This is a genomic window from Bacillus changyiensis (genome assembly GCF_027706145.1).
Classification (GTDB): domain Bacteria; phylum Bacillota; class Bacilli; order Bacillales; family Bacillaceae; genus Bacillus; species Bacillus changyiensis.
Genome location: NZ_JAQFWW010000001.1, coordinates 1,012,438 through 1,034,889 on the forward strand (window position 1 = coordinate 1,012,438; position 22,452 = coordinate 1,034,889).

Here is a 22,452-nt window from a genome sequence, read left to right on the forward strand (position 1 = left end):
TATCACTTCGGCATTTTTTTCATCATGAGAAAGAAAATAAATACAAGGCTCAACTGTCCAAAGAATGGGTAAATCGTTGAAATCAATTTACCGTAGCCAATCTGCCCCGTTAAGTAAATAGTAAACAGAATCAGGACAAAAATATAAAAACTTTTCATTTGAATGTATTCCTTAATCTGTTTTTCCAGACCATACAAATTACCGATGACAGATGTGAAAACTTCCCCAAAAATGATTAACAAGTAAATAATATGAACAGATTGCTGAACAATGTAGACGACTTGCGCCATTGGGATTTCGTATAAAAGGACATCAGGTAAAGTCGACAGTGACAAAAAACTTGCCGTTAATATAAGAGTAAGTAAACACCCTCCAATAATAGCACCTTTTTTAATGATAGCTTCCGATTTAATTTCAGAAGCAAGTGGGACAAGGATAGCTTGGGCGAGTGACAAATTAAAAGCTCCGTATGAAACGGCAGACACTAACCACTCCGGATTAGCTGAAAATCCCAATGGAAAATGCAGAGACGGATCACCAAAAATAAACGAATCAAACAGGACAACCGTTGAAAATAGCAACAATAACGGAACGACAATAAGATTTACACTAAATATTCCTTTTACTCCACACATCATGACGAATAAGCTTAAAACAATTGTCACAAGCATTCCCATTTGACTGGAAAGTCCAAGTTGTTCTTTAAAAATAGCCCCCGCACCAGATAACATCACAGATGTAACACCAAGTAAAATCAGGAGCAAAAAAACATTGATCATTTTCCCTAATGTTTTTCCAAATAAAAACTTATTTAATTCTTGATATGATTTCGCATTAATCCTCGTTGAGATTAACATAATTTTCGCACCAAGAAACGTAAACATCATTCCACTGATTAAAATGCCAGCCAGACCTGTCCAACCGAACCTTAAAAAAAATTCCACGATTTCTCTTCCTGTCGCAAATCCCGCTCCTACCACAGTCCCTACATAGACAAACGCTAGTTGTAAAGCGGATCCTTTCGATTGACTCATACTTATCCTCCATAAAGTACCCGACTTCTCACTTTACACCATATGAGCCAAGCTCTCAAAATAGAAGGACAACTTACAATCTCTAACAAGAAAAAAAATGAAGCAAAGATCTTGAAAGTCAAAGATAGTCAATGTATACTAATAGTCAGAGATGGTCAAACAAGCGACCATTTTTTCTTAAAACTTTGGTCAAAAAAGGTCAAAACCATTAAAGGGGGTTAGGCAAATGCGTTGTCAACAATGTCAAAAAAATGAGGCGACGATTCGCCTTAACATTCAAGTTAACTTTACAAAAAAACATATGGATTTATGTGAAGACTGCTACAGAAAAATAGCACAACCTTCAAACATTTCCGGAAATCACTTTTTCGGAGGGAGCCCTTTTTTCAGTCAGCCTTCCCAAGTAAATTCACAATCACCATCGCAAGAAGGGCTGCTTAATCAACTTGCAAACAATTTAACAAATGCCGCGAAAACAGGCTTGATCGATCCTGTTATTGGTCGAAGTCATGAAGTTGCACGCGTTATTGAGATTTTAAACCGGAGGAACAAAAACAATCCGGTCTTAATTGGAGAGCCAGGTGTTGGTAAAACTGCCATTGCCGAAGGTCTTGCTTTAAAAATTGCTGAAGGTGATGTTCCAAGCAAACTGAAAAACAAAGAACTTTACTTGCTTGATGTCGCATCACTTGTTGCTAATACAGGAATTAGAGGACAATTTGAGGAAAGAATGAAACAGCTAATAAAAGAATTGAAAGAACGGAAAAATGCAATTCTTTTCATTGATGAAATCCATCTGCTAGTTGGTGCTGGTTCTGCCGAAGGTTCTATGGATGCAGGCAATATTTTAAAACCTGCTCTTGCCAGAGGTGAGTTGCAAGTCATCGGTGCAACAACTTTAAAAGAATATCGCCAAATTGAAAAGGATGCTGCGTTAGAACGACGATTCCAGCCGATTGTTGTACATGAGCCAACAATTGAACAAACTGTTGCTATTTTGAACGGGCTCAAAGAAAAATATGAAGCTTACCATGGAATTTCTTATACAGATGAAGCAATTCAAGCATGCGCCGTCCTTTCAAACCGTTATATTCAAGATCGCCACCTCCCTGACAAAGCGATCGATCTACTTGATGAAGCGGGTTCCAAGGCGAATTTAGCACTCGATATCATCAGTGATCAGGACGCTTCAAAACGACTACAACAAATAGAGGTGGAAAAAACAAAAGCATTGCAAGAAGAAAATTATGAAGTTGCAGCAAAGCTTCGGGATGAGGAAGCAGAATTACATGATAAACTTGACCACAACACAAAAACAAAACAAGTAACAGTTGGTCTGAAAAACATTCAAGCGATCATTGAAGAAAAAACAGGCATTCCCGTCAGCAAGCTTCAGCATGATGAACAGAAAAAAATGAGAGAGCTTGAAGAAAACCTCAAAAGCCGAGTCATTGGCCAAGAACAAGCAGTTAAAAAAGTTGCTAAAGCGATTAGACGAAGCCGGGCTGGACTCAAATCAAAAAATAGACCTGTCGGTTCATTCTTGTTTGTTGGTCCAACAGGTGTTGGTAAAACCGAGCTTTCTAAAAGACTTGCAGAAGAACTGTTTGGTACAAAAGACTCTATGATCCGCCTTGATATGAGTGAATATATGGAAAAACATGCTGTCTCAAAAATTATTGGCTCCCCTCCTGGATATGTCGGACATGATGAAGCAGGACAATTAACAGAAAAAGTCCGCAGAAATCCTTACAGCATCGTCCTGCTTGATGAAATTGAAAAGGCACACCCTGATGTTCAACACATGTTCCTGCAAATTATGGAAGATGGTCGCCTCACTGACAGTCAGGGTCGAACAGTCAGCTTTAAAGACACTGTCATTATTATGACAAGTAACGCTGGAACTGCCGAAAAACCGACAACTGTTGGTTTTAACAGAGAAGAACAGTTGCTAAGTGAACAATCTTTGATTGACTCTTTAGGCGCTTTCTTTAAGCCAGAATTTTTAAACAGGTTTGATCATATTGTTAAATTTCAACCACTTGAGAAAGACCATCTCGTGAAAATCACTGAACTGCTGTTGAGAGAGCTTGAAGAAACGTTACATGAACAAAATCTGACGATAGAGGTTTCTGATCAGGCAAAAGAAAAAATCGCTGAAATTGGTCACCAGCCCGAATTTGGAGCGCGTCCTTTAAGAAGAACGATACAGGAAACAGTCGAAGATCCAATAACTGACCTCCTGCTTGAAAATGAAGAGATCTCCGGATTTGTTGTTACAGTCGAGAACAATAATATCACTGTTAAACCAAATATGTAAGAGTGACCGACTTCTTCCCCAAGAAGTCGGTCTTTTTGATCAATAATACTTTTGTCCCTCATTAACAATAATCCAAAAGTCCTTATTCTTAGCAATTTTTGAAACATCCTAAAGTTCCTATCCTATAAACCGATAATAACTATAGAAAAGTTAGTTAAAAGGAATTGGTGAAAAAATGGACAAAACATCATTAATTGGAATCATTTTAGCGATCATTGGAGTCGGTGTGGGAATGGTCATGAAAGGGGTCAGTCCTGCAGTTCTTGCCAATCCGGCAGCATGGCTGATCATCGTCGTCGGAACAGCCGCAGCAGTTACCATTGCTTTTCCAATGCGGGATGTCAAAAAGATTCCCAAGCTCTTTGGTATATTGTTTAAAGAAAGAAAGATGATCGAAGTTGAAGAGCTTATCCCAATGTTTTCCGAATGGGCACAAATTGCTAGACGTGACGGTCTTCTTGCCTTAGAAGCTAACCTTAGTCAAATAGATGATGAGTTTTTAAAAAATGGTATGAGTATGGCTGTCGATGGTCAGAGTGCCGATTTCATTCGCGACGTTTTGACAGAAGAAGTCAGTGCAATGGAAGAAAGACATCAAGTTGGTGCAGGCATCTTCACCCAAGCAGGGACATATGCGCCAACACTAGGTGTTTTAGGGGCTGTTGTCGGACTAATTGCCGCACTTGGAAATATGAGCGATACAGAAGCTCTTGGACATGCTATCAGTGCCGCATTCGTTGCCACCCTACTGGGGATTTTTACAGGTTATGTATTGTGGCATCCTTTTGCCAACAAATTAAAACGTAAATCAAAAGCAGAAGTGAGGGTCAGGGAAGTCATGATTGAAGGAATCCTCTCCATTTTGGAAGGACAGTCTCCAAAAGTGATTGAACAGAAACTCTTAATGTATGTATCCACCAGCGAACGAGCAAATATCGCCGTTTCTGAAGGAGACAATCAAAATGGCTAAAAAAAAGAAGCATAAAGATCATGAAGAACATGTAGATGAATCTTGGCTCATCCCTTATGCGGATTTACTTACCCTTCTTCTCGCTCTTTTCATCGTACTGTTTGCGATGAGCTCAATTGACGCCAAAAAATTTGAAATGATGTCTAAATCGTTCAATACTGTACTGTCTGGTGGAACAGGAGTGATGGAGTATTCAAGCTTCACAGAGCCGAAAGCAAACACTGATGAGGATGGGACAAAACCGGATGAACCTAAAGCTGGTATAAAAGATGAAGACAAACATTCATTGGAAAAAATCCAACAACAGGTGAACCAATTTATTAAAGAAAAAAAACTTGAAGCAAAAGTAACGACAAAGCTAACTGATGAAGGACTCCTTCTATCCATTGAAGACAACATCTTTTTCGACTCTGGAAAAGCGGTCATCCGTCAACAAGATATTCCGCTAGCTAAAGAAGTTTCCGATCTGCTCGTCTTAAAACCAGCGCGCAATATCGTAATTAGCGGGCATACAGATAATATACCGATAAGAAATTCCGAATTTAAATCAAACTGGCACTTAAGTGTTATGCGGGCTGTCAATTTCATGGGACTTTTAATTGAAAACCCAAAACTAGATGCCAAGACATTTAGCGCAAAAGGCTATGGGGAATTTAAACCGATTGCTTCAAACAATACTGAAGAAGGTCGAAAAAAGAACAGACGAGTTGAAGTTCTCATCCTCCCGATTGGCCAAGAAAATTTGAATACGAAAGAATAAGGAAGTTGCCAAAAGCAGCTTCCTTATTCTTTGTCATCATGAAGTTTTTTCGCGTTCAACCCTACATTTTTCAGCATGTCAATACAAGCTTTTTTCTCATCAGCATTTAAAACACTAATCATTTGATGTAGCTCTTTAGCATGATCAGGGAAAATCTGTTCCAAGAGCTTGACCCCTTGATCTGTTATTTGTGCATAAGTGACTCGGCGATCTGATGAAGAGGCTCTTCTCACCAGCAGTTGTTTTTTCTCCAATTTATCGACCACATATGTAATGCTTCCACTCGCAAGTAGAATCTTGTCACCTATTTGCTGTAGGGGTTGATCTCCTTTATGATAAAGCAGCTCTAAAACCGCGAATTCAGTTGGATTTAGGCCATGTTGATGAATATATCTATTCATATGATCATTAATTGATCTGTACGCTCGTGATAACACAATAAATAATTTTAATGACTGTTCCTGTTCACTATTACTCATGATCTCTCAACTCCAAAAGAAACAAACTACAGAAAAACATTAATAAACTATACGAAAAATGTCAACTGATATCCTTTAACAAAAGGATATTTATGTTAGTCAAATATTTTAATCAAGCTTTCTATAATTCAGCTCGTACTAGTGTTATAATACCTCTATTCCTGTGTGATTGGGAGAGAGTGAAATGTTGAAAAAAGTTATACTTTATTTGAGTTTTGTCATGGTTCCAGCTTTTATTATCAGTTTTTTTATATACAATGAAAGACTGGAACATATAGCTGAAAGACATCGGCGGATAGCGTCTGTTATGCTGAACATTCATCGTAACCAACTCAATTATTTAATAGGTGAAACAGAAGCGCGAATGAGCACTTTGGCAACAGCCCTTAACCACCCTGTTAGCAAACCACAGATTGGACGAATTCTAACCGAAACCTATAAAAAAGAACCGCGTATTTCTACACTGTATTTGCTGAATAAAAAAGGCGATGTCATGTTAAATACAAAGCCTGATCATGAAAAAAAGATATCGTTTAGCAAGGATATTTTGAAAGAAGCTGAAAACTCAAAAAAATCTGTTATTATAGACATTACAGAAGGTGCAACAGACAGGAATGAGCTGAATATCTTTACACCTGTTTTTGATGAGAAAGGTCATGTGACAAATTTTTTAATGGCAACGATTCGCATCGATTACTTAAAAAACATTATCGATATGCTAAGTCCAGAACTTTTTATTAAAGTTCTTAATCAGAAAGATCAAATTGTTTTTACAGCAGGAAGCTCGCCTCCAGAAAAAAACCGTGAAACTGTTGATGCATATCTTGATCAAATCGCTTGGAAGCTGGAAGTTTATCCAACTCCCGTTCAGTCTAAACAAATGGCTCGCGGCATTCTGTTTTCATTTTTAAGCATTTTCATCTTACTTAACATTTTATTCCTCTTATTACAGTATATTTTGCTGAAACGGCGGACAAGGCAGGAGCTTGCCCAAAATGAAACACAAAAGCTAGAATTGATTGGCACCCTTGCAGCGAGCACAGCTCATGAAATTAGAAATCCGCTCACAGGGATCAGTGGGTTTATCCAGCTCCTTCAGAAAAAATATACCTCGAAGGAAGATCAAATGTACTTCTCAGTAATCGATCAGGAGATTAGGCGAATCAATCAAATTGTCAGTGAATTCCTTGTGCTAGGAAAACCGACGGCAGAGGAATGGCAGTTAAACATGATGAATGAAATGGTCGATGAAATTATGCCCATTATTTATTCAGAAGCACATTTATATAATGTAGAGGTTGAGGTCCATAATCAAGCAAAAAATTCTGCATACGTTTTTTGCAATAAAGATCATATTAAGCAAGTTGTCTTGAATCTTGCTAAAAATTCTTTAGAATCTATGAAAAACGGCGGGAAACTGATCATTAGAATCGAACATGACCAACAAATAGCAGAAGTTGTTGTGAAAGATAATGGTGAAGGAATTCCTAAGGAAATGATGGATAAAATTTTCCAACCCTTTATTACATCTAAAGAAAAAGGAACTGGACTTGGTCTCGTCGTTTGTAAACGGATTATCTCTATGTATAAAGGAACGATTCATATAGAAAGTGAACAGCATAAAGGGACAACCGTAACGATCAAGTTGCCGATATCAAATGAAAAAGCGGATTAAAATACCTCAAGTTCCACCGCTTATAACGGATCTCATTATGCCGTATATTTTTCAACAATCAAACAGTCATTGCGGTCTACATAAAGATGCAATGGCTGTTCTGACGAATCATTGTCAATGACAGACATTTTTTGATATTGATAGATTAATTGATCCAATTCTTGACTTTGTTTTATCGTTTCATGTCCTGTATATCCATGAATTTCAGCAGCTTCCACCATTTTTTGCCGCTTTTCATTGATGGAAACTAGCAATGCTTCTCTGTCTATGTGCATGCTTTTCCCCCCTTACCACATAAAGTGACAAATCTCCAAATTTTGCGTACTTGAGCATTATTACAGATTATACCTATTTTGTAAACCCATTTTTTCAAAAAAAGTGTTTACTCCGGTATAATAGATTTATCACATGATTGTAACGGCTTACAAAAGGAGTGGATACTAGATGGAAAGTAGCAAAATAACAGGAATTAATCATCTCCTATTTTCCGTTTCTGATCTGGAAACCTCTGTTAGATTCTATGAAAAGGTGTTTGAGGCGAAATGGCTTGTAAAGAGCAAGAAAACGGCTTATTTTGATTTAAACGGGATCTGGCTGGCATTGAACGAAGAAAAAAACCTTCAGCGAACACAGATTCATGATTCCTACACACATCTTGCTTTTTCAATGGCTCAAATAGATTTGCCGGATTGGGAGGTGAAACTAAAAGCATTAGGTGTGAAGGTGCTGAAAGGGAGAAAAGGTCATGGTTCAATTTATTTCTCAGATCCTGATGGACATAAATTTGAACTTCACACTGGTTCAGTTTTCGACAGACTCGCATACTATCGAAAGAAAAGCCTCACCTTCCTTTCATCAAGCCCATATTGAGGAATTATTACGAAAACGAGGTGAAACAAATTGAAACGGACGATTTCTTGTCTACAATTCGCCATATCATACGGAAATCCTTCAGAAAATTTCAAAAAAGCACAATGTTTAATTGAAGCTGAGAGTCGGCACTCAGATATTTTGATTCTCCCTGAATTGTGGACAACAGGCTATGATTTACAGAACCTTCAGCAGATTGGAGATAATGAGGGAAAACAGACGAAAGCATGGCTTCAGAACACAGCAAAAGCGAACAATATCGATATTGTTGGTGGATCAGTTGCGGTTAAGAAACAAGCCGGTGTTTACAATACGATGTACATGACAAACAAACGTGGAGATCTTGTTAAAGAATACAGTAAAGTTCATCTTTTTCAACAGATGGATGAACATCTTTATCTCACCCCCGGCTCTACTGATGGCTGCTTTGAACTAGCGGGAATGAAAGCAGCTGGTGTCATCTGTTATGACATCCGTTTTCCTGAATGGATCAGAAAACATACTTTAAAAGGGATCGATATACTGTTTGTTTCGGCTGAATGGCCGGCACCACGACTTCATCATTGGCGAAGCCTCTTAATCGCCAGAGCCATTGAAAATCAATGTTTTGTTGCTGCCTGCAATTGTTCGGGAAAAGATCCAGCAAACCAATTTGCCGGTCACAGTATGATCATTGATCCATTAGGAAACATTCTTGCCGAAGCTCAAGATGGGGAAGCTGTCATCAGAGCGGAAATTGACCTTCATGATGTAAAAAGAATTCGCAAAGAAATACCTATTTTTGAAGATATCCGCAAAGATTTATATTAAAAAAAGAGTTGACAAACAAACATGAACATTGTTAATATTTTCAACAACCATTCTAACTAAATTTCATACTGTTTTCTCTTATCGAGAGTTGGGCGAAGGACTGGCCTTATGACCCCAACAGCAACCGACCGTAATTCCATTGTGAAATGGGGCGCAAATGCGCCTTTAGGGCACGGTGCTAAATCCATCAGATCTATTTCTGAGAGATAAGAGAGGCGGATTACGATCAGCCTCTTTCTCTCACTGGGAAAGAGGCTTTTACTTTTGGGAGGGAGCAAAATGACTGTCGTTCAAAATCCTTTAACAGAAAGTTCAGCAGTAGCACTTATGATCAAGCTTGGTTTTTTTTCTAATGGGAGCAAATTAACTTGTCGGGAGATGGATAACGATAATCAAAATCTGATCTTTCATGTTTATGATCAATCTCAAAACAAAGGGCTGATCATCAAACAAGCAATACATGATGCAAAGCAGTACGCGAAAATTGAAAATAGCGCACTGCTTCGCCAATCAATATATGTTCCTCATCTTGTACCAAAGGTGGTTTATGCAGATACAGATCTTGCAGTAACAGTTTTAGAGGATCTATCCCATTTGCAGATCGTCAAAAAAGGATTAATGAATGAGAATAATTATCCAAATCTATCAACAGATATTGGAGAATTTCTTGGAAAAACCTTATTTTATACGTCTAGCTATGCATTGGACATCCAGGTAAAAAAACGGCTGATGAAACACGTTACATCCCCAAGTTTTTGGGAAGAGAATTTTTTTAATAAAATACAAAAAATAGACAACAAACAAACATTAAAAGTTCATATCGATAAGCTGAAAAAACGATTTTTCAATTCCGAAGAAACTTTGATTCACGGTAATCTCCATATAGGCAGTATTTGGGCCGGAGAAACCGAAACAAAAGTAACAGATCCAAAATTTTCATTTTTTGGACCGTTTGGTTTTGATTTGGGGCAATTCACCGCTAGTCTGATACTCACTGCATTAACTAGAAATGACAATCAACAAATTGTTTTATTAAACCATATCGAAACGATGTGGGAAACATTCTGTTCCACTTTTAGTGAAGCATGGGAAAAAGACTGCTTAAACGTATACAAAACGAACAATTGTCTAGAAAGAACACTAAGAGAAATATTTGCAGATACTGTGGGGTTTGCTGGATGTGAATTAATGAGGCTGGCTAACCGAAGTTTCAAACAAAAAGAGCGTGCTCAAAAAATAGGTGCAAAGTTCATCGGACATACTAAAAATTTCCATACAACAAAAGACATAATTCATACTGTGCTGAAGGAGTGATTCATATGCCTGATTTTTCAAAACAGGACGAAACAGCAGTTAAAATCTTAACCCCATTTCCGGAATATCTAACAGCGAAGGAAGATATATACGAGTCACTTCAAAACAAACCAACTATGGGCATTGCTGTGTCCAGACTTGCTCTTCACGCCCAAGATATTGACGCGGTAGATGTTACCGATTTTTACAAACAGCTGACATCACTAAAAGATATACTGAGCAAATCGCCAGCTGGTTATGTCTCATCAATGTTGGAAGATCTAATCAAAAGGACAAAAAGTGCAAAATCAGTGAACGAGGCTAAAACCATTCTTGTGCACAAGGCGATTCAAATCCAGATTGAGGAAGAAGAGATATACCAACAGATTGGTCAAAATGTTCTGCAACTGTTTCATCCCGGTGAAATGATGATGACGATCTCTAATACCCTTTCAAATACTAAATGTCTTGACTTTAACATCTATACTTGCGACATTCACAATAATCAACTGAAGCTAGTACAACATGAGACAGAAATCACTAACATCGAAAATTATACAGCAGCTAGCATGTTAACGAAAAAAAACATTTCAGCTGTAATTGCCGGAACTGACTATATCATCAAAAACAGTGACGACACCTATCAGATTAGTACGTACCGGTTAGCAGTATTAGCTAAAGCATTTGATATTCCGCTTTTTATCGCCGCTCCTGCTTTTACATTTAGTCATTTTGAAAGTCAGCAAACCATTCATAACACAACGAAAGGAGGGCACATCCCAGCTCATCTCATATCAGGCATCATTACAGAAAATGGACTGATCACGGACAAGCATGAAATTGAACGTTTTTTTATTTAAAACGGTTGTTTATCAACTTAATAATTTCCTTTTTTTGTTCTGCCGTAAGGACATGAAGTTTGAAAAACCATTCAGCATAACCAGCAATCTTTTGCGGGCGACTCAGTTTCATGTATTTGCCCTCCTTTTTTTACCATCACCAACATTTTTAACTTAATAAAAGTATATGTCGCAAACAAAAAAAAGGAACTGTATATTTAATCAATTTACTTGATAAGAAATTTTTTCAATATCAAGCAGCAACGCTTTTTTATCGATCTCATTTCCAGCATAACCAGTCAGTGTCCGATTTTTTCCAATGACACGATGACATGGAACCATAATTGGAATCGCGTTTTTTTTATTTGCCTGGCCAATTGCACGAACCGCAGTAGGCTTTCCAATTGCATGTGCAATATCAGAATAACTCCTCGATTCTCCATAAGGAATGGACAGCAGTGCTCCCCAGACTTTTTTTTGGAATGCTGTCCCCTCTAGAGACAGCGGGATTGTGAACACTTTTCGTTTCTCTTTAAAATACTCCTCAAGCTGCAGTTTGGCATTTTTTAATAGTTCAGTATCCCGCTTTTGAAGATCTAAATTGATTAAACTACTCAAGTCTTCTTTTTCAAAAAGTAAATGTGTCAAATGCCGGTTTTGCTCGACAAGGTATGCTTGTCCAAAAGGTAGAGTGATTGTACTATAATAGCCCAAAGCTTTTAACCTCCCTCTTCATGGTGTTGTCTAATTGGAAGTGTCAGGTGAAAAGTTGTACCTTTCCCCTCTATACTTTCAACTTCAATTTCTCCATTATGTTCTTCAATAATTTTATAGCTAACCATCAACCCAAGTCCAGTACCGCGTTCTTTTGTTGTATAAAAAGGTTCTCCCAGACGCTTTAATTTATCCTCCGCCATACCAATTCCTTCATCAGTCAAGGATACGGTAATATGGCTGTTGTCTTTCTTTTGAATTTTCACATAGATATTTCCCCCATCAGGCATCACCTCAATAGCATTTTTTAAAATATTAATAAAAACTTGTTTAAGTTGATTCGGTTCACAGTAAATCAGTGGAATTTTGTCATAATAGTCGAAGTGCATCTGGACATTATCCAAATTCGCTTGTGCATGAAGAAGATCCATCGTGTCCTGCATAATTTTAATAATATTTTTTTCTTCATACATAATAGCCTGTGGTTTGGCGAGAATTAGGAATTCTGTGATGATTGATTCTATTCTTTTTAACTCCGATGTAATGACATTAAAATAAAGTGAATGATCTTCCTCTTTAATACTTCCTTCAAGCAGCTGAATAAACCCTTTTAAAGCAGTCATCGGGTTGCGAATCTCATGGGCGATTCCCGCTGCCAGCTCTCCAACAACATGAAGTGTATCAGACTTGCGTAGGCGCTCTTCAAGTTCTTTTCGTTCCGTCACATCCCTGAGCATCGCCATATTCATATTTTGAATGATGTTTCGCTTAAAAGAAAACTCTAGAATTTGTTTTTGATTGTTTAATAAAAATGGAATGTCATTATCGATTTCCTCAAAAGAGATTGTCTTAACTTGTGAAACTGCATTTTCAATCTGATATTCAGATAAAATATCGAGAAGATTAAACGATTTTAATTGTTCAACCGGAATATGAAGTATTTTTCCTGCTAAAGGGTTGGCATCAATGATTTTATACTGATTGTTAAAAAGGACTATTCCATCCATTGATCCATTGAATACTTTCCTAAATTTAAGTTCACTTTCCCGTAACTCTTTTTCCATTCGCTTCCGGTCACTGACATTTCTTAAAATCGTTAAATGCTGGTTACCGAACATGATTCGCTTTGATGTAAACTCAAGTTCTTTATATTGCCCATTTCCCATCCGAAACTGTAGTTCTTCTCGCATTTCTCCTTTTTCATCATAACGCTTTCGAATAGAAAAATAGCGTTTATCTGTTAAGTCAATAAAGTCAATGATTCTTTTTGTTAATAGCTCTCTCATCGGTAATTCAAAAATTTTGCAGGCTGACTGATTGGCTTTTACAATTTGCCAATCCTTGTTCATGATAATAATTGCATCCATCGCATTTTCAAACACTTCTCTAAATCGTTCTTCACTTTTAAACAGCTTTCTTTCCATGAGACGTTTTTCAGTAATATCCCTCATAATTGACATATAAAAACCGTTTAAAATATTAGATGTGACTGTCAGTTCAAAAAGCCTATATTTTCCAGATCGCAGACGTACTGGCAATTCACCTTTTGTTTTTCCTTTTCTATATAAGGTCCGTAACATATTTTTCAGTTTATCAGTATTTTCAACGGATACGAAATCGGCCAGTTTCAGGTTTGAGAGCTCACCAGTTGCAATTTCAAAGCTTTGGCAAAAAGAATCGTTCGCATCAATAAAACTGCCTTGTTTATCAAAAATGACAATCCCTTCAACTGCCCTATGAAATAAATCTTTAAAGAGCTTCTCATTCATTGTCCGTTCACGTTCTAATATCTTTTTTGATGAGATATCTCTCATAACAACAAAGATGCAATTTTCTCCTAGCCCTTTGTTCGCCGTAAACTCCACATATTTTACTGATCCATTATCCAACCTGATGGCTACTTCTCTCTTTAAATAACCACGTTCTAAAAAACAACGAATATTCCGCGTTAATTCTTCAGGTGAAACAGCATGCAAAAAAGCAATCGCAGAACGGTTCAACAACTCTGTTTTTTCACATTGCAGAATGTTGCAAGCGGCATTGTTTGCTCTCATAATATTCATTTGCTCGTCTAGAATAAAAATAGCATCAAGCGTTCCATTGAACATCAGTTCGTAATAATGCAACTCCGTTTTTAAGGTATCGTTCTCATCTTTCAGGCTTTTTAACTGGTTTTGCAGATTCAAGGATTTTTTTAAATCAAGAGTCTCTGTCATTTGTTACACTCCTTCTTCAAAACCTATCCTCCAATAATTCTACAATCTATCAATTCTTCCTTCATTTGTTTCAAACTTTTACAGCAATGGGATATTTTTTTCGTTCACTTCGCAATATTTCCAGGGAAATGGTACTCCATTTTACTAAATTACTTAAGGATAGACAAACCAAACGATCCATCCTTACATTAAAAAGCTGTCATTGCAAAAAAAATTTCTTCAATTTAAACGTGAAAAGGGCGTCCGAAAGTCCAAAAATTGACTTACCGGACAGCCCCAAAAAGCTAATTTTTTTCAACAATGATTGTTTTTCTTGGCCATTTTCGTTTTGTTATGTTCAATCACATCTATCATTTTAAAAGCATTGACATCACCGAGTTCACTTGAAAATTCCTCTTCAAGCACTTGTTTATTCATCGGTTTTTTATGGTTTTGTTTTTCTTTACTTTTTTGGTGCTTTTTCATTGTCATGCTCCACCCTGCTTGCCATTTTTCGAGTTGCGATTAGCACCTCTATCCCCATTTTCAGCATCAAATTGTGTCATATATTGATGGTCATCCATACTTTCAACAGGTGTTTTATTATTAACTGCGGCTTCATTTCGAGCAGCTTTTCGCTTCATGATATCCTTCTCCTTTCTGTTGATATTGTTCATCAATAGGCTTGCCTAAACAAGCGATTCCACACATCCACTTTATAGAAAAAAAAAGCCTCCGAAAAGTCAGAAAAATCCAACCTTTCGGATAACCCTCATTTAAACATCTTTTTTACTTTTTTGACAACATATGAACTGCCTCCACGATCTGAGACATCTTCAATGATCATTGTAATCAAAAGATCTTTGTTCTTATAATCGTAGGCTGTAAACCAGCCATTTTCTTTTCCTTTTTCACCCTTTTTCTTTTTTAACTCTGCTGTTCCTGTTTTCCCTGCGATTGTGAGTCCTTTTTCTACCGGTCTAAAGGCAGATCCACGCTGGTCTTCAACAACACCTTTCAAGCCTTTTGTAATGGTGTCCGCGCCTTCAGCAGTGACAACACCTTCATGCCATATCTCTTTCTTATCACCGTCTTTTTTAATTAAATATGGCTTGAGCATATCTCCTTGATTTAAAAAAGCTGTGTAAGTGGCTGCCAAATGAAGTGGAGACATTAGCATCTGTCCCTGTCCATATCCTGAATCAGCCAAGAGAATATCTGATTCAATTTTGTCATTTGCTATCGAGGAAGGACTTGTCGGGAACTCATAGTTGAGCTTTTCTTCAAAACCGAATGATTTTAAGCCTTCTGTAAAATGATCTGCTCCCGTATCAATGGCAGTTTGTGCGAAATAAATGTTATCAGATGTAATCAAGGCATTTTCCAAGTTGACTTTACTTAGTCGCTCTGATACCCTTGTCACTTTGTATCCACCCCAAGACGCATCTTTTTGCCACTCTTTACCGACAATGCTTTTCTCTTCGTCTGGTTTGATCACACCATTTTTCAATCCAATTGAAGCTGTAATCGGTTTAACTGTTGAACCTGGCGCATACGTTTTATTAAACTTTGAAGCAAATGGGGCTGCATCGTCTTTGTTTAATTTTTCCCATTCTCCTTTTTTCCAGCCAAATAAAAAACCATTTGGATCATAGGAAGGAGCACTAACGAGCGCTAATGTTTCTCCGGTTTGGGGGTCCAAAGCCACAGCAGCACCAGAATCATCTTTCAATTGGTTATATAGTTGTTCTTGTTTTGCAATATCAATCACAGTTTTAATATCTGCCCCGTCCTTAGCATCCTTTGATGCAATCGTTGCTCTTGATTCAGGTATTGTAATTGTCCAACCCATTTTGCCTCGTAATGTCTTTTCATAAATATGTTCAAGGCCAACAATGCCAAGTAATGAATGATCACTATAATTTTCTTTATTTTGTTTTAATTCTTCCTTTGTTATCGGTCTGATGTAACCCGTTAAATGAGCAGCTTTTTCTTTGTATGGATAATATCTTGACACAACTTCTTGTTTTAACACACCTGGTAAAGATGTCGCTTTTTTAATAATGTCTGTCTGATCTGGCCTTACTTTTTTAAGTGGTACAAATGAATCGTCTTTTACCCATCCGGCAGAAAATTGTTTTTCGATATCCGCCAACTCTATATCAAGGAATTTCGCCAGTTTTTTCAAAGTCTGTTCTTTATTACTTCCGAGTTTCCCAGGAACAACTCCGATTTCGGGAACTTCCGTATTCGTTGCGAGCGCTTTATCATTTCGATCATATATGGTACCACGAACAGGTTCTTTAGCTGAAACTTTGACTGTTTCTCCTTTTTTCAATTGAGAAAAAATAAAAGAGGGATTCCAATTAATATTCCATGATGTATTGCCATCCTTTTCTTCTTTTACAAGCTTTGCTGTTCCTTTAAAGGACACAGGTCCCGCTAAGGTTTGCATACTGACTTTATAAGGAATCGTTGTCACATCTTTTTTGTCATCCTCATCATTCTGATCAACAATGGAAATCTTTAAATCAGAAACTCCTGCCTGTTCATAGATCGTTTGATGGCGTTTAATAAAATCATCCTTTGAGATTGATTTTTTTGTGGCAGCTGAAAGCTGGTCATACATCTCTTCAAAGTTTTGATTGTTCCATTTGTCTACATATTGGTCCATGCTTTGTTTTGCTGTCGGTTCATTTGAACAAGCTCCTGCCAGCAACAGAAAACCGATGACCATAAACAAATGGAGGATTTTATTTTTCATCTGTTTTCCCCCTATTTTTCATGTCCGCCATGAAGTATTATACCATACAAAAGAAATTTAGAAGGTTTATCCTTATCCAATAATGATTCTTTCTTTTGGGTAATGAAAATTTGCTTCAATCTCTTTTCTTCCTATTAAATAAAGAAGTGTGACAATACCGATCCTTCCGATAAACATCAAGAGGATAATCACACTTTTTCCTACTGGACTAAGCTCTGAAGTAATCCCCATTGATAAGCCAGTCGTTCCAAATGCCGAACATACTTCAAACAAAAGTTGTAATAAAGAATGGTCTTCGGTCACTGTTAAGACTAGTGTTGAACAAAATACGAGTAAACTAGCCATCATCGTTACGATCAATGATTTCATCAAATCATCATGGTAAAGCTCTCTTTTGAAAATTTTCACTGACTTATTTCCTCTAGCAAAATGAAACAAAGCTAATAAGTTTAGAGCAAAGGTAGTTGTCCGAATACCTCCACCAACAGAACTTGGTGAGGCACCAATAAACATTAGGATACACATAAACAAGGCAGTTGCATCTGAAAATTGGCTGATATCGATTGTAGCTAGACCACCGTTTCGGGTCGTTGTTGACTGAAACAAGGAATAAAACAATACTTCATGCCAAGGTTTTCCTGCATATAAAAAGTTGGCTTCTAAAAGATAAATGCCAATGGCTCCACCAATCACTAACAGAAAAAAAGTGACCGATGTTAGCTTTGTAAACAGACTGAAGATATAATTCCTTTTTTTGCTAAAAAGAAATTCCTTGACCTCGATGAGTACCGGAAATCCAATCGCTCCAAAGATTAACAGCAAAATCACGATAAACTGAACAAAATAGTCATGCTGAAACGGAATCATTGAGCTTCCCGTTATATCAAATCCTGCATTGGTTGTCGCACTGATACTGGTGAAAAAGCCTTGGATAAAAGCCTCCTCGACCGAATCAAAATACTTCAAAAAATAGGCTCCAAGTACTAATCCACCAATTAACTCAATCAAAACAATGAGGGCAAGTACATGTTTCATCAGTTTCACAAGACCAGATAAATGTGTCTGGTTTTGATCAGTCATAATGAGACGTCGCTCCTTTAAACCGATCCGTTTCCCAAGAATGAGCCAGACAAAAGTCCCAAGTGTCATAATCCCGATCCCACCAAACTGCAAAATAAATGCCAACATCCAAATGCCAGTCGTACTGAATGTGTCAGCCGTATCAACAACTGTCAAACCGGTTACACTTACAGCACTTACCGCAGTAAACAATGCGTCTATAAAAGACCATTCAACATCTTTTTGGTGGGCAACCGGAAGGCTTAATAAAACAACGGAAACTGTAACAGCTAAAACATAATAAAGCGCAATCAATTGAAATGGTGAAAGCACACGTAACATCTTCTTCATTAAAACTTTCATCATATTCCTCTTTTATTTGTAGTCGTTATTCATAACGTGTTCCATTTTAAAGGAAACATTCCTAGATGTACAGATACGTTCATCGAATAAAAATCAATTCTATTATGAAATAAATGGATTTTAAATCAACTCCTTTTGCTGAGTTTGACATAATTTTTCAATTCCATTTTTTAACCACTTGCCACAAGACTTTTGTCTTTATTCGGCAAATGACAAAATACTTTCTTTCAAATACGTAATGACGGTGTTTGTTAAGTATCTAATATAAACATAAAAAAACTCCCCTATCCAAGAGGAGTCTGTGATTTATTTTGCTTCAAGACGACGAATTCTCTCATTTAAATCTGGGTGAGTTGAGAAAAGTAAAGTTTGTTTTTTTCCGTTAATTTTTAATGTTGCAACAGAAGCTTGTTCTTCTTTAATTCTTGCTGTATAATGCTCAAGCGAACGAAGTGCATGAATCATCTTGTCTTTGCCAGCAAGGTCTGCACCGCCCCTGTCTGCATGAAACTCACGGTGGCGTGAATAAGCAAATACAACTAGACTACCGAGAATGGAGAAGACAATTTGGAAAACGATCACCGCGATAAAGTGGACGATCGGCGCCAATTCTTCGCGAACAAATCGAGTAGCTACCCATGCAGCAATTCTTGCAAAGAAAACGACAAATGTATTGACAATTCCTTGAAGCAATGTCATTGTCACCATATCACCATTGGCGATGTGAGCGACTTCATGGGCCAGCACACCCTCAACAGCATTGTCATCCATCTCTTGAAGCAGCCCTGTTGAGACAGCAACAAGTGAGCGTCTCTTGGATGGACCTGTTGCAAATGCATTGACTTCTCGGGAATTGTAAATGCCGACTTCCGGCATGTTTGTTAATCCTGCAGCACGTGCTAATCGGTGAACACGATCCACCAATTGTTGCTGTTCATCAGTAAGCGATTCTTTCTCAGGGTTTAACACCTGCACACCCATCGCCATTTTAGCCATCCATCTCGACATTAAAAGTGAGGTGAAGGAGCCGACAAAGCCAACAACTGCACTAAATACAAGAAGCGCCGGTAAATTAATTCCATCAGCAGTAAAATACGTCCCAACTCCTGTAAAGGAACTGATAATCGATAGTACAATACCGATTGTTGTAATGACTAAGATGTTCGACAATAGAAAGAGAAGAATTCTTTTTCCCATCATAACCTCCATGTTATAATAAGTTCAAATGAACTTGTTTAATGAAATTATATAACATCTGTTTGAAAATGCAAGCGATAAGACGTAAGATAATGTTTATAATGTTTATTAATGCATGAATACATACGAGGTGGAACATGGAACCTTATCAACTAACTCGCCTAGAAATGGCAAAATTAATGTATGCTTTAAAAGGACAGCTTGATATTAGTCCGCTTACAATCTTATTAAATTCAGGAAATCAAGCCGGTAATGAAACAGAATATAAACTAAGGATTCCAGAATTCATCCTGAGATACGAACGAAAAAAACAGAAAACTGAACACGGACTTTCTACTAATGAAATTGTAGAACTCGGTAATTTATGTGAGCTCACAAGCTTAAAATCAACAGCCATTCAAAACTGGATTAAACGGGATATTAAAGATTTAATGGGCCATCCAGAGCTCGGTAAAAAATACTCGATTGAGCAAGCTGTTATCCTTCTTATTGTACGGGATTTAAAATCAGTTTATGACTTTGAAACGATCCGACCTATTTTAAATATGATTTTTAATACCATTACCGACCGTTCAGACGATGTTGTTAGCCCGCTTCGTTTTTATGAAGGATATGCAAAAGTCCTCGAGTACGTGTATCAAATAAAAGATTATATCCGAATTGAATCAGCACTGAAATCAATCGTTATTGAGCAAACAAACCGGCTTCGCGAATTCTATTATGATCTTTCAGATGACGAATGGAACATAGTGAAAGACACCACATCAGTTACCGTACTATCAGTTGTTGTCTCCCATATTCAGACAACAGCACAATCAATGATCCAACAAATATTTAACAAATATCATATGTAAAAAAACACTGAAAAACTCAAAAAGGGTTCTTTTTAAAAAAAGGTGATGCACTACAAATAGTAGGCATGCACCTTTTTTTCATGAAACAATGGACTTACCAGCAGTCTCCTCACAATAGCTAAGTTTTTCATTGTCATATCAACAATTGCCAGCATAAAAAAGTTCATCTATTTTAAAACTAAACAAGCAACCATAAGTAAAGGAGTGGAATACATGTCCAGAACGAATAAACTAGTTGTTCCTGGTGCTGAAAAAGTATTAAACCAGTTCAAATATGAGATCGCTCAGGAATTTGGTGTGCACCTTGGATCAGATTCGGTCGCTCGCTCAAATGGATCTGTTGGCGGGGAAATGACAAAACGTCTTGTACAGCAGGCTCAAACTCAGTTAAATGAAAAAAATAAATAAAACCTAAATCATTCGCCGGGGCTTCTCGGCGGATTTTCTTGATCAGACGGTTTTTTATCCTTTTGTGAAGGAACTTTATTGACATTCTCATCCTCAGAAGTGCCCTCTTCTAACTGCTCATCTTCTTTGTCATTATTTTTGTCTTGAGGGTTTTGTTTTGGGGTAATCGTTTCCTCGTTTTTCTTCTGATCTGAACCTGTCTCATCTCGATTTAATGTTTTTTTATCATCATCTGGTTGATCTTCCATTTTGGATTCTTCATCATTCGAATGTTGTTCAGGTTGATCCTCATCTTTGATTCCTTTCTCTTTTTTATTTTCTTTTTTATCTTCATCTTTGTGATGTTGATCAGCTTTTTTTTCTTGATCATCCACAACATCTTGATCTTTTGTCTCTTCTTCATGAGAACGGATATAATGGCCCGTTGAGACCCCTTCTTTCTGGGCTTTTTCCCTTGTTCCCATGTCTGATTCTACCAATTTCATCTTAAAGTTCTGATTCTCATATTTTTCCGTTACATCAGCAATCTCGCTTTTTACAATTGTTTTATAAGAATCATCTTCATTATTTTCATAAACAGTTGTAATTAAAACTTCTTTTGAGTCTTTAACATAGCCCTGTTTATCGCTGTCTTCCACAATTTCACTGATCACTTCTTTAAAGTCTGATTTTTCCCAATTTTCTATACTGTTTATTAAGTCTTTTCCATCTTCGTTTAGCGCCACCAGACCTACAACTTCACAATCTTTATTCAGTGCCAATTCAAAGCTTGGATTGATGTCAATGGTCATGTATGCATAGGCTTTATTATTGAAAAAATCAGGTATAAACATAAAAGCAAACAGCATAATCGCAGCAATTGAGAAAACACCGGCTTTTATCGAACGAAGCGAGAGTAAATCAAAAAAACCTGCGCGTTTTCGCTCCATCCTTGTCTCTACAGGAAAGGCAATTTCCTGACCGATTTTATATTCTTCTTCCATTTTTTTCGCTTTTAAGAATTGTCCGTCAGGGGTTAACAAAGTAACACATTTTTTATTTTTTTCTACTACAATTCCTCTTCTCACGAATGAAGCACCCCTTTTAGATAATCTTTAAGGTAAATGTAATCACCGGTGATAATAATCACCATCGCGATAATGTACTTGCGATTTCTTTCCACAGTTTTTCTACTCACATCAACCAGTTTCTCAAGCTGTTTAACAGGGAGCTGTTTCTTTTGAAACAACATCTCCTTCAATTCTTGATGGGTAACAAGCGTATATGCCACTTTAATTGCATTCTGTCTCGCATCAAAGTGTTTTGGCGAGTGCTCCAGTAAATCAGAAAACGATAAACCAAAGCTTTTCAATCTTCCTTTAAAATGTAGAATTTCCTCCCTTCTTTGTTCTTGTTCAAGCTGACGATTAAATTCATCAATTGATAATTCTGCTTCTATCATACTTTGAGAAGATTCATGTTCTTCTCCTTCTTGCGAATCCATTTTTACGTTTTTGGCATTTCTCGCTTCTTTTCGGATGTAGTCAATTACTTTACGTTTAATTATTAATTCTGCAAAAGAAAGCAGCGAATTTCCTTTTTCTGAAGAATATTTTTCAATCGCTTCATTAAATGCAATCAAGCCGATACTGAATTCATCATCTTTATCATCTATGTATCGTTTGCATACAGATGAAACCGTTTTAGCTACAAAAGGTTTGTATTGAGCAATCAGTTCGTTTTGCAGCTTTTGATTTCCTTGTTGTATGCTGATTACAGAATCTTCTAATGTTGGTTTCTTTTTTCCTGTCTTAAACAAAAGGCTAAGCACTGGTTTCACCTCAGTTCCTCCCTATACTACTCATCTAT

Annotated in this window: 21 protein-coding genes, 1 pseudogene and 1 riboswitch; of the genes and pseudogenes, 10 read left to right on the forward strand and 12 right to left on the reverse strand. The window is 37.1% G+C overall.

The features are described from left to right. Window positions 1-2: 2 nt before the first annotated feature. Complete coding sequence (locus PDT38_RS05300) at window positions 3-1,034, reverse strand: YkvI family membrane protein (protein ID WP_270799525.1); 1,032 nt, start codon at window positions 1,032-1,034, stop codon at window positions 3-5. Window positions 1,035-1,260: 226 nt separating this feature from the next. On the opposite strand from PDT38_RS05300, the gene PDT38_RS05305 reads away from it, so the two are divergent. The 3 genes from PDT38_RS05305 (at window position 1,261) to motB (ending at window position 5,084) form a co-directional block, all read left to right on the forward strand. Further along, complete coding sequence (locus PDT38_RS05305) at window positions 1,261-3,354, forward strand: ATP-dependent Clp protease ATP-binding subunit (RefSeq protein WP_270799527.1); 2,094 nt, start codon at window positions 1,261-1,263, stop codon at window positions 3,352-3,354. Between the two features lie 175 nt (window positions 3,355-3,529). Then, window positions 3,530-4,324, forward strand: a complete 795-nt coding sequence (gene motA, locus PDT38_RS05310) for a flagellar motor stator protein MotA (protein WP_270799529.1) — start codon at window positions 3,530-3,532, stop codon at window positions 4,322-4,324. Beyond that, on the forward strand, window positions 4,317-5,084 hold the full coding sequence (gene motB / locus PDT38_RS05315) for a flagellar motor protein MotB (RefSeq protein WP_270799530.1): 768 nt from the start codon (window positions 4,317-4,319) through the stop codon (window positions 5,082-5,084). The genes motA and motB overlap by 8 nt, the downstream gene beginning before the upstream one ends. Before the next feature lie 23 nt (window positions 5,085-5,107). Here the strand turns inward: motB and PDT38_RS05320 are convergent, their stop codons facing one another. Beyond that, window positions 5,108-5,563 carry a MarR family winged helix-turn-helix transcriptional regulator gene (locus tag PDT38_RS05320; RefSeq protein ID WP_270799532.1) on the reverse strand — a complete coding sequence of 152 codons (456 nt, stop codon included), beginning with the start codon at window positions 5,561-5,563 and terminating at the stop codon, window positions 5,108-5,110. A 184-nt stretch (window positions 5,564-5,747) separates the two neighbouring features. Here PDT38_RS05320 and PDT38_RS05325 point away from each other — a divergent pair, with 184 nt between their 5' ends. Further along, the gene (locus PDT38_RS05325) at window positions 5,748-7,238 is read left to right on the forward strand and encodes a PAS domain-containing sensor histidine kinase (protein WP_270799533.1); all 1,491 of its coding nucleotides are present in this window, start codon (window positions 5,748-5,750) and stop codon (window positions 7,236-7,238) included. A 35-nt stretch (window positions 7,239-7,273) separates the two neighbouring features. On the opposite strand, the gene PDT38_RS05330 is transcribed toward PDT38_RS05325, so the two are convergent. Further along, entirely contained in the window at window positions 7,274-7,513 is a 240-nt protein-coding gene (locus PDT38_RS05330) for an aspartyl-phosphate phosphatase Spo0E family protein (protein WP_270799534.1), read from the reverse strand. Between the two features lie 169 nt (window positions 7,514-7,682). Here PDT38_RS05330 and fosB point away from each other — a divergent pair. From fosB to mtnA, 4 genes and pseudogenes are all read left to right on the forward strand, one after another. Continuing rightward, a pseudogene (gene fosB, locus PDT38_RS05335) lies at window positions 7,683-8,092 on the forward strand (metallothiol transferase FosB); the annotation flags it as partial. Between the two features lie 46 nt (window positions 8,093-8,138). Then, window positions 8,139-8,918, forward strand: a complete 780-nt coding sequence (locus PDT38_RS05340; RefSeq protein ID WP_270799537.1) for a carbon-nitrogen family hydrolase — start codon at window positions 8,139-8,141, stop codon at window positions 8,916-8,918. 75 nt (window positions 8,919-8,993) lie between these two features. Then, window positions 8,994-9,131, forward strand: a riboswitch (SAM riboswitch). Window positions 9,132-9,197: 66 nt separating this feature from the next. Beyond that, window positions 9,198-10,232 carry an S-methyl-5-thioribose kinase gene (mtnK, locus tag PDT38_RS05345; RefSeq protein WP_270799538.1) on the forward strand — a complete coding sequence of 345 codons (1,035 nt, stop codon included), beginning with the start codon at window positions 9,198-9,200 and terminating at the stop codon, window positions 10,230-10,232. 5 nt (window positions 10,233-10,237) lie between these two features. Beyond that, window positions 10,238-11,071 carry an IF-2B domain-containing protein gene (mtnA, locus tag PDT38_RS05350; protein ID WP_270799540.1) on the forward strand — a complete coding sequence of 278 codons (834 nt, stop codon included), beginning with the start codon at window positions 10,238-10,240 and terminating at the stop codon, window positions 11,069-11,071. A 201-nt stretch (window positions 11,072-11,272) separates the two neighbouring features. Here the strand turns inward: mtnA and PDT38_RS05355 are convergent, their stop codons facing one another. The 7 genes from PDT38_RS05355 to htpX form a co-directional block, all read right to left on the reverse strand. Then, window positions 11,273-11,764 carry a methylated-DNA--[protein]-cysteine S-methyltransferase gene (locus tag PDT38_RS05355; RefSeq protein ID WP_270799542.1) on the reverse strand — a complete coding sequence of 164 codons (492 nt, stop codon included), beginning with the start codon at window positions 11,762-11,764 and terminating at the stop codon, window positions 11,273-11,275. Between the two features lie 5 nt (window positions 11,765-11,769). Next, the gene (locus tag PDT38_RS05360) at window positions 11,770-13,980 is read right to left on the reverse strand and encodes a PAS domain-containing sensor histidine kinase (protein WP_270799544.1); all 2,211 of its coding nucleotides are present in this window, start codon (window positions 13,978-13,980) and stop codon (window positions 11,770-11,772) included. A 294-nt stretch (window positions 13,981-14,274) separates the two neighbouring features. Next, window positions 14,275-14,445: a hypothetical protein gene (locus PDT38_RS05365; protein WP_270799546.1), complete on the reverse strand. Its 171-nt coding sequence runs from the start codon at window positions 14,443-14,445 to the stop codon at window positions 14,275-14,277. Window positions 14,446-14,447: 2 nt separating this feature from the next. Further along, entirely contained in the window at window positions 14,448-14,603 is a 156-nt protein-coding gene (locus PDT38_RS05370) for a hypothetical protein (protein ID WP_270799548.1), read from the reverse strand. A gap of 128 nt (window positions 14,604-14,731) precedes the next feature. Continuing rightward, window positions 14,732-16,723, reverse strand: a complete 1,992-nt coding sequence (locus PDT38_RS05375) for a penicillin-binding transpeptidase domain-containing protein (protein WP_270799550.1) — start codon at window positions 16,721-16,723, stop codon at window positions 14,732-14,734. 72 nt (window positions 16,724-16,795) lie between these two features. Beyond that, on the reverse strand, window positions 16,796-18,145 hold the full coding sequence (locus PDT38_RS05380) for a TrkH family potassium uptake protein (protein WP_270799552.1): 1,350 nt from the start codon (window positions 18,143-18,145) through the stop codon (window positions 16,796-16,798). A gap of 306 nt (window positions 18,146-18,451) precedes the next feature. Beyond that, on the reverse strand, window positions 18,452-19,342 hold the full coding sequence (htpX, locus tag PDT38_RS05385) for a protease HtpX (RefSeq protein WP_270799554.1): 891 nt from the start codon (window positions 19,340-19,342) through the stop codon (window positions 18,452-18,454). 137 nt (window positions 19,343-19,479) lie between these two features. On the opposite strand from htpX, the gene PDT38_RS05390 reads away from it, so the two are divergent. Further along, the gene (locus PDT38_RS05390) at window positions 19,480-20,196 is read left to right on the forward strand and encodes a DUF1836 domain-containing protein (RefSeq protein WP_270799556.1); all 717 of its coding nucleotides are present in this window, start codon (window positions 19,480-19,482) and stop codon (window positions 20,194-20,196) included. 213 nt (window positions 20,197-20,409) lie between these two features. Further along, window positions 20,410-20,604, forward strand: a complete 195-nt coding sequence (locus tag PDT38_RS05395) for an alpha/beta-type small acid-soluble spore protein (protein ID WP_270799557.1) — start codon at window positions 20,410-20,412, stop codon at window positions 20,602-20,604. Window positions 20,605-20,612: 8 nt separating this feature from the next. On the opposite strand, the gene PDT38_RS05400 is transcribed toward PDT38_RS05395, so the two are convergent. Together PDT38_RS05400 and sigI are read right to left on the reverse strand one after the other, a co-directional pair. Next, window positions 20,613-21,671 carry an anti-sigma factor domain-containing protein gene (locus tag PDT38_RS05400; protein ID WP_270799558.1) on the reverse strand — a complete coding sequence of 353 codons (1,059 nt, stop codon included), beginning with the start codon at window positions 21,669-21,671 and terminating at the stop codon, window positions 20,613-20,615. Further along, a complete protein-coding gene (sigI, locus tag PDT38_RS05405; protein ID WP_270799559.1) occupies window positions 21,668-22,423 on the reverse strand; it encodes an RNA polymerase sigma factor SigI in 756 nt (251 codons plus the stop codon). Before sigI ends, PDT38_RS05400 begins: the two co-directional genes overlap by 4 nt. Window positions 22,424-22,452 lie beyond the last annotated feature (29 nt).

Bases quoted from the DNA above. Each gene is read 5' to 3' on its own strand.
- PDT38_RS05360 (WP_270799544.1), bottom strand. From the start codon at position 13,980: ATGACAGAGACTCTTGATTTAAAAAAATCCTTGAATCTGCAAAACCAG.
- PDT38_RS05325 (WP_270799533.1), top strand. From the start codon at position 5,748: ATGTTGAAAAAAGTTATACTTTATTTGAGTTTTGTCATGGTTCCAGCT.
- PDT38_RS05375 (WP_270799550.1), bottom strand. From the start codon at position 16,723: ATGAAAAATAAAATCCTCCATTTGTTTATGGTCATCGGTTTTCTGTTG.
- PDT38_RS05365 (WP_270799546.1), bottom strand. From the start codon at position 14,445: ATGAAAAAGCACCAAAAAAGTAAAGAAAAACAAAACCATAAAAAACCG.
- PDT38_RS05380 (WP_270799552.1), bottom strand. From the start codon at position 18,145: ATGAAAGTTTTAATGAAGAAGATGTTACGTGTGCTTTCACCATTTCAA.
- PDT38_RS05370 (WP_270799548.1), bottom strand. From the start codon at position 14,603: ATGAAGCGAAAAGCTGCTCGAAATGAAGCCGCAGTTAATAATAAAACA.
- motA (WP_270799529.1), top strand. From the start codon at position 3,530: ATGGACAAAACATCATTAATTGGAATCATTTTAGCGATCATTGGAGTC.
- PDT38_RS05320 (WP_270799532.1), bottom strand. From the start codon at position 5,563: ATGAGTAATAGTGAACAGGAACAGTCATTAAAATTATTTATTGTGTTA.
- mtnA (WP_270799540.1), top strand. From the start codon at position 10,238: ATGCCTGATTTTTCAAAACAGGACGAAACAGCAGTTAAAATCTTAACC.
- PDT38_RS05390 (WP_270799556.1), top strand. From the start codon at position 19,480: ATGGAACCTTATCAACTAACTCGCCTAGAAATGGCAAAATTAATGTAT.
- PDT38_RS05330 (WP_270799534.1), bottom strand. From the start codon at position 7,513: ATGCACATAGACAGAGAAGCATTGCTAGTTTCCATCAATGAAAAGCGG.
- mtnK (WP_270799538.1), top strand. From the start codon at position 9,198: ATGACTGTCGTTCAAAATCCTTTAACAGAAAGTTCAGCAGTAGCACTT.
- htpX (WP_270799554.1), bottom strand. From the start codon at position 19,342: ATGGGAAAAAGAATTCTTCTCTTTCTATTGTCGAACATCTTAGTCATT.
- PDT38_RS05305 (WP_270799527.1), top strand. From the start codon at position 1,261: ATGCGTTGTCAACAATGTCAAAAAAATGAGGCGACGATTCGCCTTAAC.
- motB (WP_270799530.1), top strand. From the start codon at position 4,317: ATGGCTAAAAAAAAGAAGCATAAAGATCATGAAGAACATGTAGATGAA.
- PDT38_RS05300 (WP_270799525.1), bottom strand. From the start codon at position 1,034: ATGAGTCAATCGAAAGGATCCGCTTTACAACTAGCGTTTGTCTATGTA.
- PDT38_RS05395 (WP_270799557.1), top strand. From the start codon at position 20,410: ATGTCCAGAACGAATAAACTAGTTGTTCCTGGTGCTGAAAAAGTATTA.